We start from the raw sequence: 16,168 nt of genomic DNA, 5'->3' as shown, positions 1-16,168 counted from the left end.
GCCCCGCGTCAGCGGCGCCGCGCCCCGCCGGGTGCGGCGTCGCCCGCGGCGATCCCCGTCGACCGGTACGCGGTGACGTGCTTGCCGACCGGGCCGCCGCCTTTGGCCAGCCGGTCGGCCGAGACCCACAGGAGCCTGTCGTCGGCGGTCTCCCGGTGACCGAGCCACAGCGCCTTCAGCCACAGCCCGGCGCCGAGGCCCGCCACGAGCAACCCGCCCGCGCCGGGCAGCGCGAACGACGAGCCCACGGCGGCCGGGAACGCCAGGAGCAGCCACCAGCGGCGGGCCCGACGCCAGTTGCGTGCCGTCACGGCCCGGTCCTGGAGGATGTCGGCCCGGGCGGCCCGTACGGCGTCGGCCGCCAGCCTCCGGTACCGGCCGCGCCGGGAGAGGGCGACCACGGCGGCCGCGACCAGGAACAGCGCGGCTCCGGTCAGTAGTCCGATGCGCCGCCCGGTCAGGCCGGGCACCAACGCCCCCACACCGGCCCCGAGTAGCCCCGACCACCACAGGGGCGCCGCCCCGGCCCGTACGACCACGGCGACCCTTGCCAGCGCCTGCCCTCCGCGCCCCACGTCCCGTCCTCCTCTGCGTCAGCTGTGCTGCGGGTGTGCGCGGGGCAGGTTACCGGCGGACGGTGAGAGTTCTGTGAGAGACCCGTACATCCGTGATCCGACCGTCATCCGGTGGTGTCCGGCCGTCGTCCGGTGCCGTCTCCCGCCGTCATTCGACGAAGAGCCCGCGTGCCGCGGCCCGTGTGTCGAACTCCTCGAGGCGGGCCTGCGCGTCGGGCAGGCCGTCGCACATGGCCTCCAGCAGGACCCGGCCGAGCAGCATCGGGGCGCACGCCGTGTCGAAGGCCAGGGCGGTGCCGACGGCGGCGGGGATCAGCAGGTCGCTGTGCCTGGCGACGGGCGCGAACGCCGAGTCGGCGACGGTCACCACGGTCAGCCCGGCGGTCCTGGCGTAGGCGAGCGCGTCCACGACCTCGCGCGGGTGCCGGGGCAGGGCGAAGCAGAGCAGCACGGAGGCACCGGCGCGTACGGCGGCGTCGATCCGGTCGTTGAGCATCGAGCCGCCCTCGTCGAGCAGCCGGATGTCCGGGTGGACCTTGGCTGCGAAGTACGCGAAGCCGCGGGCCTGGGCGGCGGCGGCGCGCAGCCCCAGTACGGGCAGGGGGCGGGAGGAGGCGAGCAGCCGCCCGGCGCGCTCGACGGGCGCGGGGTCGGCGAGCAGCTCGGCGAGATGGCGCAGGTTCTCGATCTCGGCATGGACCGCCTGCTGGTACTCGTTGGCCACCGCCTCCTCGGCCGGGGCGTCGCCGTTGCCGGGGCGTCCGGGCTCGGCGGCGGGGGCGACCTCGCGGAGGTGCTTGCGCAGGGCGGGATAGCCGTCGAAGCCGAGGGCCACGGCGAACCGGGTGACGGACGGCTGGCTGACCCCGGCCAGCTCGGCGAGCTCCACGCTGGACAGGAACGGCACGTCGGCCGCCCGCCGCACCATCCAGTGGGCGATCCGCCGCTGGGTCGGCGTCAGCCGGTGACCCTCGAAGAGCGCCTGCAACCGTGCGCCCGGGGTGTCGTTCATACCGGTCCCCCTGTCTCCCGCCTCTGGTCTATTCAGTCACAGCTGCGACTGAATAGACCATATGCAAGATGCGGCGCCCGCGCGAAAGCGGGGGCTAGCCCCACCGACAGGACGCACAGACGCGCCCTAGCGTGAACGCCATGGATGCCCGTGACACGGACCTCAAGCGCGACCTGGACGCCACCCTGCACGCCCGCCGGGAGCTGGGTACGGAGTACGAGTCGGCGCTTGTCGAGTCCTTCCTGGAGAAGGTGGACGAGCGGCTCGACCGTACGATCGACCGCCGCGTACGGCGCCGGCTGGCCGAGCGGCAACTCGCCGAGGCGCGCGGCACCCGCCCGGACGGCGCACCGGCGAACGGCAGCTACGGCGAGCGGTTCGGGTTCGCGACCGTTTCGCTGGTCCTGGCGGTGCCGCTGTCGGCGATCGGCGTGGCGAACGCCGGCTTCCCGGGGCTGGTGGTGGCCTGGCTGGGCATCGTCGGCGTGAACGCGGTCCAGGCGGTCCGCGAACTGCCCCGGCGGCGCGGCCACGACACCGACGACGCCGAGGACATGGACCGTATCGACGGCGTCCACAAGGACCGCGGACAGCTCTGAAGTGCGTCTCCGTTCAGGTGGAGTATCGGACGGGTCTTCGCCGGACCTGCTTGGCCACGCCGGTCGTGTTGTAGCGGAGGGGGGCCATGTCCACGGTGACTCCGTACTCGTCCCCGGACGGCGCCGAGGAGGAGGCGGCGAGGCTCGGCTACTGGCTGCGGGAGCTGCCCACCGAGCCCGTGCCCGCGGAGCGGATCAGTCCGGCGAGCACCTTCAGGCTCGTCCGCGTGGACGCCAAGACGATCTGGACGCGGATCACCGGCCTGCTGCCGGACCAGGGCGAGCTGCGGCACGCCGCGGCCCGTCGGTCGCACCCGCGGTAGTCCGCGGGCCGTAGATCCGTGGGGCCGGCGGTCCGGCGCGCGAGAGCCGGGGAGCCGGTCCGCTGGACCAGCTCCCCGGGCACGTTTGCGCGGGGACCGCCGCACCCCCGTCACCGGGGGGCGGGACGACGGCGGTCCCCGCGAGGGACACGGGCCCGGGTCAGGGCCGGTCTCCGCGTCCGACGGCGTATCGGGAGGTCCGGGAGCCGCTCCGGAGGTCCGTGACGCCGACAACGACCAATGTGCCGGACGCGTGTTAAGCGGGTGCTGCCGCCACGTGTCGCGCTCGTACCGTTTGCGCGAACCCCGCCCCCGCGGCGGTCACTTGCCGTCGCGCGCCAGATAGGCCAGCAGGTCCTGACGGCTCACCACACCCGTCGGCTTGCCCTCGACCAGCACGATCGCCGCGTCCGCCCGGCCCAGTACGGCCATCAGGTCCTCGACCGGCTCGCCGGAGCCGACCTGCGGAAGCGGGGCGCTCATGTGCTTGTCCAGCGGGTCGCTGAGGGACGCGCGCTGGGTGAACAGCGCCTCCAGCAGCTCCCGTTCGACGACCGAGCCGATGATCTCCGCGGCCATCACGTCCGGGTGTCCGGCCCCCGGCTTGACGATGGGCATCTGGGACACGCCGTACTCGCGGAGCACCTCGATCGCCTCGCCGACCGTCTCCTCCGGGTGCATGTGCACCAGCTTCGGGATGTCGCCCTCCTTGTGGTGCAGCACGTCGGCGACGCGCGCGGACGGGCCGGCGTCCTCCAGGAAGCCGTAGTCGGCCATCCACTCGTCGTTGAAGATCTTGGAGAGGTAGCCGCGGCCGCTGTCCGGCAGCAGGACGACCACGACGTCGTCCGGGCCCAGGCCCTCCGCGACGCGCAGGGCCGCGACGACCGCCATGCCGCAGGAGCCGCCGACGAGCAGCCCCTCCTCCTTGGCGAGGCGGCGGGTCATCTGGAAGGAGTCCTTGTCGGAGACGGCGACGATCTCGTCCGTCACCGTCCGGTCGTACGCGGACGGCCAGAAGTCCTCGCCGACGCCCTCCACCAGGTACGGGCGGCCCGAGCCGCCCGAGTAGACGGAGCCCTCCGGGTCCGCGCCGACGATCCTCACCTTGCCGTCGCTGACCTCCTTGAGGTACCGGCCGGTGCCTGAGATGGTGCCGCCGGTGCCGACGCCGGCGACGAAGTGGGTGATCCGCCCGTCCGTCTGCTCCCACAGCTCGGGACCGGTCGTCTCGTAGTGCGAGCGCGGGTTGTTCGGGTTCGAGTACTGGTCCGGCTTCCACGCGCCGGGCGTCTCACGGACGAGCCGGTCGGAGACGTTGTAGTACGAGTCCGGGTGCTCCGGGTCGACCGCCGTCGGGCAGACGACGACCTCGGCACCGTACGCGCGCAGCACATTGATCTTGTCCGTCGACACCTTGTCGGGGCAGACGAACACACACTTGTAGCCCTTCCGCTGGGCCACGATCGCCAGACCGACTCCGGTGTTGCCGGACGTCGGCTCGACGATGGTGCCGCCGGGCTTGAGCTCGCCGCTCTTCTCGGCCGCCTCGATCATGCGCAGGGCGATGCGGTCCTTCACCGAACCGCCCGGGTTGAAGTACTCGACCTTGGCCAGGACCGTGGCCTGGATGCCCGCGGTCACACTGTTGAGCTTCACCAGCGGGGTGTTGCCGACGAGGCTGATCATCGAGTCGTGGATTTGCACCGTAAGTCTCCGGGGTCTCCGTAATGGTCCAGCCAGCGTAAGCGCAGTCGATGCGTAGGCGGACGCGGTTCCGGGGCAGTTAGCTCACAGACGTCATGGAGGAGGTGGCAGCCCTATGTCGAGGGCGAGAGTGGCACGGCGGATCGCCGCGGGCGCGGCATACGGGGGCGGCGGCCTCGGCCTGCTCGGGGTGGCGGCGGTCGGGGTGCTGCTCGCGGAGGTGCAGCTGGCGAAGCGGACGGTGGGCGGCGGGGTCGCGCCGCTGCCCCCGGCGGCGGACGGCCTGTACGGCCGCGGCTTCGACGGGGTGCCGCTGCGGCTCGCCCTCCTGGGTGATTCCACCGCCGCCGGGCAGGGTGTGCGGCGGGCCGGCCAGACTCCCGGCGCGCTGCTCGCGTCCGGCCTGGCACAGGTCGCCGAGCGGTCCGTGGAACTCCGGAACGTCGCGCTGCCGGGTGCCAGGTCCGACGACCTGGAGAGGCAGGTCACCCTGCTCCTCGCGCACCCGGGGCGCGTCCCGGACGTCTGCGTGGTCATGATCGGCGCGAACGACGTGACGCACCGGATGTCTCCCACGCAGTCCGTGCGGTATCTGTCCGAGACGGTGCGGAGGCTGCGCGACGCGGGCGCCGAGGTGGTGGTCGGGACCTGCCCCGACCTGGGCACCATCGAGCCCGTGTACCAGCCGCTGCGGTGGCTGGCGCGGCGGCTGTCGCGGCAGCTGGCGGCGGCGCAGACGATCGTGGTGGTGGAGCAGGGGGGCCGTACGGTGTCGCTGGGCGACCTGCTGGGGCCGGAGTTCGCGGCGAACCCGCGGGAGATGTTCGGGGCGGACAACTACCACCCCTCGGCGGAGGGCTACGCGACGGCGGCCATGGCGGTGCTGCCTTCGGTGTGCGCGGTGCTCGGGGTGTGGCCGGAGGCCGAGCGGCTGGAGGCGGAGCGGCGCGAGGGCCTGCTGCCGGTGGCACAGGCGGCGGCCGAGGCCGCGCAGGAGGCCGGTACGGAGGTCACGGGGGCACGCGCCCCGTGGGCCCTGCTGAAGCACCGGCGGCGGCGGCGCCTGACGGAGTCGGCGCCCGCGCCGGAGCCCGCGGACACCGCGGCCCCGTACGAGCCCGGCGTCTGAGGAGTCCGAGGGGGCTGTTCCGGGCATACGTCCCGCAAGGGGCCATGGAGTTTCCCCTGGCGGTGCCCGAGACCCGTGCGCCCGCCACGAGGCGCCCCACCCGGCTGAGCGAGCGCTTAGAAATGCGGTAGGGGTCACACCGCCGCAGCGGTGACCCGGGCCGTACGTGGGGGTAACTTCCCACTGAGTCGCACACCCGCCCACCCTGGAGCCGTGATGCCCGAAGCTGTGATCGTCTCTGCCGCCCGTTCCCCGATCGGCCGGGCCTTCAAAGGCTCGCTGAAGGAACTTCGGCCCGACGACCTGACCGCCACGATCATCCAGGCCGCGCTCGCGAAGGTCCCCGAGCTCGACCCGCGAGACATCGACGACCTGATGCTCGGCTGCGGCCTGCCGGGCGGTGAGCAGGGCAACAACCTCGGCCGCATCGTCGCCGTACAGATGGGCATGGACCACCTGCCCGGCTGCACCGTCACCCGCTACTGCTCCTCGTCCCTCCAGACCTCCCGCATGGCGCTGCACGCCATCAAGGCCGGCGAGGGCGACGTCTTCATCTCCGCCGGCGTCGAGACGGTCTCGCGGTTCGTGAAGGGCAACTCCGACAGCCTGCCCGACACGCACAACCCGCTCTTCGCGGACGCCGAGGCCCGCACCGCCGCCCGCGCCGAGCAGGGCGGCGACGACTGGCGCGACCCGCGCGAGGACGGCCTCGTACCGGACGCGTACATCGCGATGGGCCAGACCGCAGAGAACCTCGCCCGCCTCAAGGGCGTCACGCGCGAGGACATGGACGAGTTCGGCGTACGGTCGCAGAACCTCGCCGAGCAGGCCATCAAGAACGGCTTCTGGGAGCGCGAGATCACCCCGGTGACACTCCCCGACGGGACCGTCGTGTCCGAGGACGACGGGCCGCGCGCCGGTGTCACCCTCGAAGGCGTCCAGGGCCTCAAGCCGGTCTTCCGCCCCGACGGCCGCGTCACCGCCGCCAACTGCTGCCCGCTCAACGACGGCGCCGCCGCTCTCGTGATCATGTCCGACACGAAGGCGCGGGAGCTGGGTCTGACCCCGCTCGCGCGGATCGTCTCCACCGGCGTCTCCGGCCTCTCTCCGGAGATCATGGGCTACGGCCCGGTCGAGGCCAGCAAGCAGGCCCTCCGGCGCGCGGGGCTGACCATCGGCGACATCGACCTGGTCGAGATCAACGAGGCGTTCGCCGCCCAGGTGATCCCCTCCTACCGCGACCTGGACATCCCGCTCGACAAGCTGAACGTCAACGGCGGCGCCATCGCCGTCGGCCACCCGTTCGGCATGACGGGCGCCCGGATCACCACCACGCTGATCAACAGCCTCCAGTTCCACGACAAGCAGTTCGGCCTGGAGACCATGTGCGTCGGCGGCGGCCAGGGCATGGCCATGGTGATCGAGCGGCTCTCCTGATCCAGCCGTCTGCCACCGCGCCGCGTCCCGGCCGTGACCGAATCTCCCCCAGGATGTGACCTATCTCTGGGGGAGATTGGTTTATGCAGGTCATGGCCGTGGGAGCGGGAAACATCAGCCGAAGAAATCCACCCAATTCGTGACGCAATGCACTGACACCGGGTCCACAGCCAGGACAAGCTGATGTAGGAAGTGCGGGGGATCGATTGAAACCGGGAGTAAGTCAGTGAGCGCCATGTCTCTCGCCCTGATGCTGACCACGGCCACCGCCACGGCCGTGGGCGCCGCTGCCCTGTACGCGGCCCATGGGCTGCGCCGGCAGATCATCGCCCTGCGCGTCGACCTCACCGCCGCCCGGGCCGCGACCGCGGCGGAGTGCGCCGGCCAGGCCCCCACCATCCCGCACGCCCGGTCCACCGACGCCACCATGGACATGGCCGAGGAGATACGCGCGGCCGTGACCGAGGCCCTCGCCGAGGAGCGTGAGCGCGAACTGGCCGAGGCCCGCGCGTTCTGGGCCGCCCAGGAGGCCCGCGACGCCGCCGACTCGCCCGCGTCCCTGCTGGGCGGCACGGCCGGCCCGCTCGGCGCCGCCGGCGACGAGGGACCGTACTTCGTGCCGCGCCAGGCCGACTTCGCGGGCCTGGAGGCGCTGGACCTCGACGCCGAGTACGCCGACGCCGCGGATCTCACCGACGCGGGGCCGGCCGACCTGCCGGAGCTCGCCGGCGAACTGCCCGGGCTCGCGGGCGCGGGCGACTGCCCCGAGTACGCCGAGGACTCCCCCGAGCTGGCCGCGGCCCGCCGCCGCCACCCCTCGCACCCCGACTTCGTGCCGGTCAGGACGCCGGTCGTCACCGACCACGAGCGCACCGTGGCCCGCCTCGAGGAGCTGGCCGCCGACCGCACCGCGCTCACCGACGTACGTCCCGGACCGCTCGGCACGCTCGACGTGTACGTCTTCGCCGACGGCACCACGCTCTGCATGACGCCCGGCCACCGGGAGACCGCCGAGCGGCTCGCCGCGGCCCTCCGCGACGGCTCCACGCCCGTCCTGCTGGGCGGCTCGGGCGTCTCCGGCGCGTACGCCCTGACGTTCTCCTGCGGCGAGGGCGACGGCATCGACGGCAACGTCTACATCCTCGCCGACCGCGTCATCGCGTCCCGGTAGCCCTCCCTTGGGGGCAGCCCTCCCTTGGGGGCAGCCCTCCCCCGGGCCTACAGGGCCGCGCGGGACGCCGCGGTGCGGACCAGGTCCAGGACCTGGTCCAGCTCCGCGCGGAGGGCCTCCTGGCGGGACGGGTCCTCGCGGGCGGCGCCCGCGGCCGCCCGCCACGCCTCGGCGAAATCCGTTCCGGCGACCGTCAGCTGGTCGCCGACCGCGAACACTCCCGCGTCCGGCATGATCCGGGGCTCCGCGCCCGCTGCGGCCGGGGCCTCCAGGCGTTGCGCGCGCACCGCCAACTCCCTGGCGAGGGCCAGCCCTTCCGCCGCCGCACCGCGCCTGAGCCGGCTCTGCGGAGCGGCCCGCAGCCGGTCGGCGAGATGCCCGACGGCCTCGGTCAGTTCAGTCGTATCGTGCACGCCGCGACCCTATGCGCCGTGGCGGCACTGTTGCCAACGGGCGAACGCTCAGGCACCGTGACGTGAAGGAGCACTCGCGCAAAGCGTCCGGAGGCGCCGATGTCCCACGTCTTCTCCGAAGAAACCCATCGAAATCTGCTCTCCCGCATTCCCCACTGCACGGGCCGTGAAGTAGCCGAATGGCTTCGCACCGTCGAGGAAGGCCCCTCCCTCGTCCGATTCGAGGAGAAGGTGAGCTGGCTCCGGAGCGAACATGACCTCGCCTACGGGCACGCCAAAGCGATCATCCACGAGTACGACCTGAGGCGCGCGGCACGCAAGCTGCTCTGAGACGGAAGGAACACCCCCGACGACGACGGACGGGCCCGCCCGGCGCTCTGCCGGACGGGCCCGTTTCCGCTGTCGCCGAGCGGCGAGGGGGACGGTCAGTCGTCGCCCTGCAGGATCGCGATCAGACGCAGGAACTCGGTGTAGATCCACACCAGCGTGACCGTGAGGCCGAAGGCCGCCAGCCACGACTCCTCGCGCGGCGCGCCGTATGTGATGCCGTCCTCGACCTGCTTGAAGTCCAGGGCCAGGAAGCACGCGCCGAGGATGATGCCGATGATGCCGAACATGATGCCCAGGCCGCCGCTGCGGAAGCCAAGGCCGTCCCCGCCGCCGAACACGGCGAACAGCATGTTCACGGCCATCAGCAGCACGAAGCCGACCGCGGCCGCCATCACGAAGCCGTAGAAGCGGCGCGTGACGCGGATCCAGCGCATCTTGTACGCGATGAGCACACCGGCGAACACCGACATCGTGCCGAGCACCGCCTGCGGGACCGCGCCCGCCGTGACGTACGTCGTGACCGCGCTGGAGATGACGCCCAGGAAGACGCCCTCGAAGGCCGCGTACGCCAGGATCAGCGCGGGCGACGCCTTGCGCTTGAACGACTGGATCATCGCGAAGACGAAGGCCACCAGGGCCGCGCCGATACCGATGCCGTAGGACTTGCCCAGGTTGGCCGGGTCCACCGGCAGCAGGAACCAGGCGAGCGCCGCGGTGGCGAAGACCGTGCCGAGCGTGATGGCGGTACGCGACACCACGTCGTCGATGGTCATGGCGCCGGTCTGCGCCGGAGCCTGCGGCGGGGCACCCAGCTGGGTGTCCTGCTGGGCGTAGGGGTTGGTCGCGTACGGGTTGGTTCCAGCTGCGGGGCCCCCGGCCTGCTGCTGCGCGTTGAAGCCCGCGTAGCCGTTGTCGCGGCTGAACCCCCGTCGCGAGAAGACCGGGTTGCTGCTCCTCATCTCACTCCTCCGATGGCCGCCGGGCGCGGCCTCGGGACAAGAGTAATCGGGGAGCAAAGCAAACACCCTAGTGCTCGGGGAGGATCTTTCCTCTCCCGGATATCGATCACGCATCGGCTGCGCGTTCCGGACCGGGACCTCCCCGAGTGGTGAGTGCCCGGAGCCGGACTCGAACCGGCACGGCCAAAGGCCAGCGAGGTTTAAGCTCGCCGTGTCTGCGTTCCACCATCCGGGCAATGGCGCGCGGCTCCGCGTCAGCACACGAGCCTATCCGGGCGAGTCGCCCGAACAGCGGCAGAGTGGCCCGATGTTGTCTTATTTTATTGACGTCTGAGGGAGCGTCAGCGCACGGGGGGCGCATTGCGCAGCAGTGGCACGGGGTTCGCGGCCGCACATCTCTTCCCACGGAATGACGGAAAGTCGCCGCCCGTCCACGGCGAGTCCCGGTCGGGGAGCGGCGGCGGCCGCGCCGAAGGACCCTCGGGAGCTCAGGGGCCCCGGGGCCGCAGGGGGCTCCGGGTGGCCTCAGGGGGCCTCAGGGGATGCCGTCATACCTCAGGAGGAGGGGCGGGCCCCGCGGTCAGACTCCAGGCGGCCCCAGGAACGGGCATGCGGACGGACGCTCGGCGGGGGTGGCGGCGCCGACGATTGAGGGGTCCTCGAAGAACGCCATGTGTGACAGGAGCCCCACTCGTGATCCCCACCCCGACCCAGACGACCGCACACCGCGCCACCGCGGTGGCCGCCCGCGCCACGGATCTGTCCAAGGTCTACGGACAGGGCGAGACCCAGGTGGTCGCCCTGGACCGGGTTTCCGTGGCGTTCCCGCAGGGTGAGTTCACCGCCATCATGGGCCCGTCCGGGTCCGGAAAGTCGACCCTGATGCACTGCGTGGCCGGGCTGGACAGCTTCTCCGCCGGTTCGGTCCGCATCGGTGAGACCGAACTGGGCGCCCTGAAGGACAAGCAGCTCACCCAGCTGCGCCGGGACAAGATCGGTTTCATCTTCCAGGCGTTCAATCTGCTGCCGACGCTGACCGCGCTGGAGAACATCACCCTTCCGATGGACATCGCGGGCCGGAAGCCGGACAAGGAGTGGATGGACCGGGTCATCGACATGGTCGGTCTGTCCGGGCGGCTGAGCCACCGTCCGGCGGAGCTCTCCGGCGGCCAGCAGCAGCGCGTCGCCGTGGCGCGGGCGCTGGCCTCGCGGCCCGAGATCATCTTCGGTGACGAGCCGACCGGCAACCTCGACTCGCGCTCCGGCGCGGAGGTCCTGGGGTTCCTGCGGAACTCGGTGCGCGAGCTGGGGCAGACGGTCGTGATGGTCACCCATGACCCGGTGGCCGCGTCCTACGCCGACCGGGTGATCTTCCTGGCGGACGGGCGGATCGTCGACGAGATGCAGGCGCCGACCGCCGACCGGGTGCTGGACCGCATGAAGGAGTTCGACACCAAGGGCCGGACCAGCTGACCGGGCCCGCTGACCGGACCAGCTGATACGGGCACCGCCCGCCGCCCCCGTACGTCACCCAGAACCCACCCCAGGACACACACCCATGTTCCGTACCGCCTTGCGCAACGTACTCGCGCACAAGGCCAGGCTGCTGATGACCGTGCTCGCCGTGATGCTCGGCGTGGCCTTCGTCTCCGGCACCCTGGTCTTCTCCGACACCCTCAACCAGGCCCTCCGCAACCAGTCCGCCAAGAGCTACGACAACGTCGCCGTCGCCGTCACCTCGTACACGGACGAGAACGACGCCACACAGGAGCCGGGGATATCCCTGGCGACGCTCGACAAGATCGCGAAGGTGGACGGGGTCGCCTCCGCCACCGGGCGGGTCGAGGGCTTCGCCGGCGTGCCCGACAAGGACGGCAGGCTGATCGGTGTCGGCTGGTCCAACAAGGGCTCCAACTACTCCCCCGGCAAGGACGGCAAGGACGCGCGTTACGCGTTCACCGAGGGGAGCGGCCCGGTCGAGGCCGGCCAGATCGCCCTCGACAAGGACACCGCCGACAAGGGCGCGTACAAGGTCGGCGACTCCGTGCGGGTCGCCACCAACGGGCCGGTGAAGGAGTACACCCTCCAGGGCGTCTTCACCACCGACGACGGCGCCGTCAGCGCCGGTGGCAGCCTGGTGCTGTTCGACACCGAGGTCGCGCAGCGGCTGTTCCTCAAGCCGGGCTACTTCAGCGACGTCACCGTCACCGCCGCCCCCGGCACCGACGACCGGAAGATCCTCGACGCGGTCGAGCCGCTGCTCCCCGAGAACGCCCACGCCGAGACCGGTCAGACGCTGGCCGACCGGCAGGCCGAGAACATCGAGCAGGGGCTCAGCGCTTTCAACCAGGTCCTGCTCGGCGCCGCCGCCATCGCGCTGTTCGTGGGTGTCTTCCTCATCGCGAACACCTTCACGATGCTCGTCGCGCAGCGCACCAAGGAGGTCGCGCTGATGCGCGCCGTCGGCGCGTCCCGCAAGCAGATCACCCGTTCGGTGCTGATGGAGGCCGCCATCGTCGGCCTGATCGCCTCCGCCGCCGGATACGTCCTCGGTATCGGGCTGGCCGTCGGCCTCCGCTCCGGCATGGCCGCGTTCGAACTGAAGGTGCCGGACGGCCCGCTCGTCCTCGGCGCCACCCCGGTGATCTCCGCCCTCGCCGTCGGCATCCTCGTCACCATGCTCGCCGCGTGGCTGCCGGGCCGCCGCGCCGCGAAGATCCCGCCGGTCGCCGCGATGAACAGCGCGCACGCGGCGCCCACACAGAAGTCCCTCATCGTGCGGAACACCATCGGCGGGGTGCTCGCCGGGGTCGGCTGCGCCGTGATCGTCTTCGGTGCGGTGAAGGGCAGCGGCCTGGGGCGGATACTCATCGCCGCCGGCGCGTTCCTCACGCTCATCGGTGTCATCATGCTGATTCCGCTGCTTTCGCGGCCGCTCATCGCCGCCGTACGGCCGCTCATGGTCGGCGGGTTCGGGATCTCCGGCAAGCTCGCCGGGCAGAACGCGGTCCGCAACCCGCGCCGTACCGGTGCCACGGCCTCGGCCCTCGCCATCGGTCTCACCCTGGTCACCGGTCTGTCGGTGCTCGGGGTCACGGTCGGCCGGTCCATCGACAAGATGACCACCGACCAGATCAAGGCCGACTACATGGTCCGGATGGCCGGCACCGGAGACCTCGACCAGACCGCGCTGACGGCCCTGGAGAAGGCGCCGGGCGTCACGGCGGTCTCGCCGCAGCAGGACGCCTACTTCGAGCTCGACGGCGAATTCGCCTCCGCGTCCGCGGTCACCCCGGGCGCCGTCGAAAAGGTCCTGAACGTCGAGGCGGTCGGCGGCTCGCTGGACTCCCTCGGCCAGGGGAAGATCGCCGTCGCCGAGAAGACGGCCGAGAAGCGGGGCTGGAAGGTCGGCAGCACCCTCCCCGTCACCTACAACGACGACAAGAAGGGCGAGCTGACCGTCGGCGCGGTCTACAAGGACAGCGAACTCCTCCCGTCCGTCCTCGTGGACAGGAAGGTCGTCGACCCGCACGACGTCAAGCCGTACATCCCCGCCATCTTCGTCAAGATGGAGGGCGGTGGGACCGCCGCCAACGAGAAGGCGCTGATCGACGCCCTCGGCGACAACCCGGCCATGACGGTGATGGACAAGCAGGACATCCGCGACGAGTTCGGCGGCTTCATCAACATCCTGCTGAACATCATGTACGGCCTGCTCGCGATGGCCCTGATCATCGCGGTGCTCGGAGTGGTCAACACCCTCGCCATGTCGGTGTTCGAACGGCAGCAGGAGATCGGCATGCTGCGGGCGATCGGTCTCGACCGGCGCCGTGTGAAGCGGATGGTCCGTCTGGAGGCCGTGGTCATCTCGATGTTCGGCGCGGTCGTCGGTATCGCGCTCGGATCGTTCCTCGGCTGGGCGATCGGCGAGACCATCGCGAGCAGCCTGCCCGACTACGCCCTCGTCCTGCCGTGGGACCGCATCGCGGTCTTCCTGCTGCTCGCCGGGCTGGTCGGCGTCCTCGCCTCCCTGTGGCCCGCCCGCAGCGCGGCGAAGCTGAACATGCTCAACGCCATCAAGGCGGAGTAGGAGAGGCTCTCTCAGGAGGACAGACACAAGGGCCGGGCTCCCAGCGGGAACCCGGCCCTTCGTCATGCGCCGGACGGCTTGCGCCGGACGTCAGGCGTCAGGCGTCAGGCGTCAGGCGTCAGGCGTCAGGCGTCCGCGCAGTAGCTCATCAGGTGTTCGTGGTTCGCCCGGTACCGGTCGTACAGCGCCGCGTCGTCGATCTTCAGCAGCGTCTCGTCGTTGGCCCGGAGCGCCGGGTAGGTGTAGTTGTGGCTGCCGGTGAAGACGAGCTTGCGGCCCGTCTTGCCGTAGTACGTGCCCTCGACGATCAGGTACTTGGAGTGCAGCCGTACGTAGGAGCCGTTGTCCTGCCGCTCGTAGCACGCCGCCTGCGAGGTGAGCCCGCCCGCGAGGACGTTCCGCACGGCGGAGCCCATCGCGCCCGGACCGCCGTCGTACGCGAGGTGCACGGCGCAGCCCGCCTCGTGGAGTTCGACGAGCTTGGCGGCGACCTCGTCGCGGGTGAAGAGGTTGGCGGCCACGCGGACCTGTGTGGCACCGCCCTCGCAGCCGACGTTGTCGAGGATCAGCTTGACGGTGTCGGTGGAGGCGTCGTTGGCGTACGACGTCCACCGCGACTCCCTGCGCGGGAAGAAGTACGTCTTGTACGGGCCCGTGGCGCTGGTCGGCGTGTCGTAGTAGTGGTCGGTGCCGCCGGTCGAGCTGCCGTACGCCAGGAGGTCGTCGAAGTAGCCCAGGTAGTTGTCGTAGAGGCCGCTGTCGACGATCGTCACCGCGTTGTTGAACTGGCCGGTGCGCTGCACGTTCGTCAGGTTGGCGGAGGTCTGGACGACGACCTTGTCGGCTCCTCCGGTGGAGGAGAAGAGCAGGAACTTGTTGTGGTTGATCGCGCCGTCGCTGTCGTTGGGCAGCTTCCGCGAGCCGACGCAGCCGCGCCCGGCGGGGCAGGCGTACACCCAGGAGCGCTGGGTGCGGTCGGTGCCGAGCGCGGCGGCGAGGCGGCTGTACTCGCCGCCGGTCATGGTCGTCGAGGTGTGGTCCAGCACGACATGGACCCGGACGCCGCGCGCGTGGGCGGCGGCCAGGGCGTCGGTGACGGGGTTCTCGGTGAACGTGTACATCGCGACGCTGATGGTGGAGCCGGCCGGGGCGCGCCCGACGAGGTCCACGATGTGGTCGCGAATACGGCTCTGGGCGGCGGTGTCACCGGCCGGGTCGTTGAAGGTGGCGGTGGTGGTGACGGGTGCGGCCTCCGGCTCGGCCGCGGCGGGGACCGCGGTGGTTCCCGCGATCAGACCGGCGGCGGTCAGCAGGCCGAGCAGCCAGGTGGTGCGGCGACGCACGGAAGAACTCCCCCTCTTTCCTTCGTGACCGAGGCCGGGCGCCGCTCCTCCGGAACCTGGGAACGGCACCCGCCTCGGCGAGCGTTCGAAGGGGTGAACGTATCAACTGCCGCCGTTCTCACTCCAGATACGGGTGCGCAGCGGCATGCCGGAGGCGCCGCCGCGCGGGGTCTTCACGGCGAGGACCTGGTTGACGCCGATCCGGTTGCGTTCGAAGGACAGCGCGGACGCGGCCATGTAGAGGCGCCAGACACGGGCCCGGCCGGGCGAGCTGAGGCGTACGGCCTCGTCCCAGTGGTCCTCCAGGTTCGTCACCCAGCGGCGCAGGGTGAGCGCGTAGTGCTCGCGGATGGCCTCGATGTCGCGCACCTCGAACCCGGCCTCCTCCAGGGTGGCGGTGGTGCGGCCGACGGGAGCCAGCTCACCGTCGGGGAAGACGTACCGGTCGATGAACGGGTCGACGCGGTACTCCTCCTCCAGGGGCTCGGGACGGCGGGCGATCTGGTGGTTGAGGAGCCGGCCGCCCGTCTTGAGCAGGCCGTACAGGGTGTCGGCGTACTGCCGGTAGCGGACGGCGCCGACGTGCTCGGCCATGCCGATGGAGGAGATCGCGTCGTACGGCCCGTCGCGGACGTCGCGGTAGTCCTGGACGCGGATCTCGATCCGGTCGGTGAGGCCCTCTTCGGCGATGCGCTTGCGGGCGTACGTGGCCTGTTCGGCGCTGAGGGTGATGCCGACGACGGTGGCGCCGTGGTGGCGGGCGGCGTGCAGGGCCATCGAACCCCAGCCGCAGCCGACGTCGAGGAGCCTGTCCCCCTCCGTGAGGGCCAGCTTGCGGCAGATCAGCTCCAGCTTGTCGCGCTGGGCCTCTTCCAGCGTCCCGCCCTCGGTCCAGTAGGCGCACGAGTAGACCATGGACGGGCCGAGGACCAGCTGGTAGAAGTCGTTGCCCACGTCGTAGTGGTGGCTGATGGCCTCCTTGTCGCGCCGCTTGGTGTGCAGCGGGCCGCTGCGGCGCCGGAGCTCCTCGGCGGGCGGCGCGGGCGGCGGCCAGGGCCCGGCGAGCCGCATCAGCTCGCG

Annotated in this window: 15 protein-coding genes and 1 tRNA gene; 8 read left to right on the top strand and 8 right to left on the bottom strand. The window is 71.4% G+C overall.

The genetic code is table 11. The features are described from left to right. Positions 1-8: 8 nt before the first annotated feature. Positions 9-575 (bottom strand): hypothetical protein, encoded by a 567-nt coding sequence (locus FVS66_RS01820; protein WP_149179170.1) that lies wholly within the window; start codon positions 573-575, stop codon positions 9-11. A 148-nt stretch (positions 576-723) separates the two neighbouring features. Further along, on the bottom strand, positions 724-1,587 hold the full coding sequence (locus FVS66_RS01815; RefSeq protein ID WP_149179169.1) for a MurR/RpiR family transcriptional regulator: 864 nt from the start codon (positions 1,585-1,587) through the stop codon (positions 724-726). A gap of 140 nt (positions 1,588-1,727) precedes the next feature. On the opposite strand from FVS66_RS01815, the gene FVS66_RS01810 reads away from it, so the two are divergent. Together FVS66_RS01810 and FVS66_RS01805 are read left to right on the top strand one after the other, a co-directional pair. Next, positions 1,728-2,186: a hypothetical protein gene (locus tag FVS66_RS01810; protein ID WP_149179168.1), complete on the top strand. Its 459-nt coding sequence runs from the start codon at positions 1,728-1,730 to the stop codon at positions 2,184-2,186. Positions 2,187-2,272: 86 nt separating this feature from the next. After that, positions 2,273-2,509 carry a hypothetical protein gene (locus FVS66_RS01805; RefSeq protein ID WP_149179167.1) on the top strand — a complete coding sequence of 79 codons (237 nt, stop codon included), beginning with the start codon at positions 2,273-2,275 and terminating at the stop codon, positions 2,507-2,509. Between the two features lie 321 nt (positions 2,510-2,830). Here FVS66_RS01805 and FVS66_RS01800 read toward each other — a convergent pair whose 3' ends face one another. Beyond that, positions 2,831-4,216 (bottom strand): cystathionine beta-synthase, encoded by a 1,386-nt coding sequence (locus FVS66_RS01800; RefSeq protein ID WP_149179166.1) that lies wholly within the window; start codon positions 4,214-4,216, stop codon positions 2,831-2,833. Between the two features lie 115 nt (positions 4,217-4,331). On the opposite strand from FVS66_RS01800, the gene FVS66_RS01795 reads away from it, so the two are divergent. From FVS66_RS01795 to FVS66_RS01785, 3 genes are all read left to right on the top strand, one after another. Then, positions 4,332-5,345, top strand: coding sequence for an SGNH/GDSL hydrolase family protein (locus FVS66_RS01795; protein ID WP_149179165.1), 1,014 nt, complete (start codon positions 4,332-4,334; stop codon positions 5,343-5,345). 216 nt (positions 5,346-5,561) lie between these two features. After that, positions 5,562-6,782 carry an acetyl-CoA C-acetyltransferase gene (locus FVS66_RS01790; RefSeq protein WP_149179164.1) on the top strand — a complete coding sequence of 407 codons (1,221 nt, stop codon included), beginning with the start codon at positions 5,562-5,564 and terminating at the stop codon, positions 6,780-6,782. 235 nt (positions 6,783-7,017) lie between these two features. Continuing rightward, the gene (locus FVS66_RS01785) at positions 7,018-7,953 is read left to right on the top strand and encodes a hypothetical protein (protein WP_399224663.1); all 936 of its coding nucleotides are present in this window, start codon (positions 7,018-7,020) and stop codon (positions 7,951-7,953) included. A 47-nt stretch (positions 7,954-8,000) separates the two neighbouring features. Here FVS66_RS01785 and FVS66_RS01780 read toward each other — a convergent pair whose 3' ends face one another. Next, a complete protein-coding gene (locus tag FVS66_RS01780; protein WP_149179163.1) occupies positions 8,001-8,366 on the bottom strand; it encodes a hypothetical protein in 366 nt (121 codons plus the stop codon). Between the two features lie 99 nt (positions 8,367-8,465). Between FVS66_RS01780 and FVS66_RS01775 the strand changes: the two genes are divergently transcribed. Beyond that, on the top strand, positions 8,466-8,696 hold the full coding sequence (locus tag FVS66_RS01775; protein WP_149179162.1) for a DUF4287 domain-containing protein: 231 nt from the start codon (positions 8,466-8,468) through the stop codon (positions 8,694-8,696). A gap of 95 nt (positions 8,697-8,791) precedes the next feature. Here FVS66_RS01775 and FVS66_RS01770 read toward each other — a convergent pair whose 3' ends face one another. Further along, positions 8,792-9,655, bottom strand: coding sequence for a Bax inhibitor-1/YccA family protein (locus FVS66_RS01770; RefSeq protein ID WP_149179161.1), 864 nt, complete (start codon positions 9,653-9,655; stop codon positions 8,792-8,794). A 154-nt stretch (positions 9,656-9,809) separates the two neighbouring features. Then, positions 9,810-9,890 (bottom strand) — tRNA-Leu (locus tag FVS66_RS01765). Between the two features lie 458 nt (positions 9,891-10,348). Between FVS66_RS01765 and FVS66_RS01760 the strand changes: the two genes are divergently transcribed. Then, the gene (locus tag FVS66_RS01760; RefSeq protein ID WP_187645345.1) at positions 10,349-11,128 is read left to right on the top strand and encodes an ABC transporter ATP-binding protein; all 780 of its coding nucleotides are present in this window, start codon (positions 10,349-10,351) and stop codon (positions 11,126-11,128) included. Positions 11,129-11,213: 85 nt separating this feature from the next. After that, positions 11,214-13,745 (top strand): FtsX-like permease family protein, encoded by a 2,532-nt coding sequence (locus FVS66_RS01755; RefSeq protein ID WP_149179160.1) that lies wholly within the window; start codon positions 11,214-11,216, stop codon positions 13,743-13,745. 125 nt (positions 13,746-13,870) lie between these two features. Here the strand turns inward: FVS66_RS01755 and FVS66_RS01750 are convergent, their stop codons facing one another. Continuing rightward, positions 13,871-15,088 carry a phospholipase D-like domain-containing protein gene (locus FVS66_RS01750; protein WP_262386749.1) on the bottom strand — a complete coding sequence of 406 codons (1,218 nt, stop codon included), beginning with the start codon at positions 15,086-15,088 and terminating at the stop codon, positions 13,871-13,873. A 102-nt stretch (positions 15,089-15,190) separates the two neighbouring features. Beyond that, on the bottom strand, positions 15,191-16,168 hold a 978-nt coding region (locus FVS66_RS01745; RefSeq protein WP_149179159.1), incomplete at its 5' end, for a cyclopropane-fatty-acyl-phospholipid synthase family protein.

This window comes from Streptomyces sp. TRM49041, assembly GCF_008271805.1.
Lineage (GTDB): Bacteria > Actinomycetota > Actinomycetes > Streptomycetales > Streptomycetaceae > Streptomyces.
The sequence above is the reverse complement of the archived record's forward strand: the minus strand, read 5'-3'. Positions and strand labels throughout refer to the sequence as shown.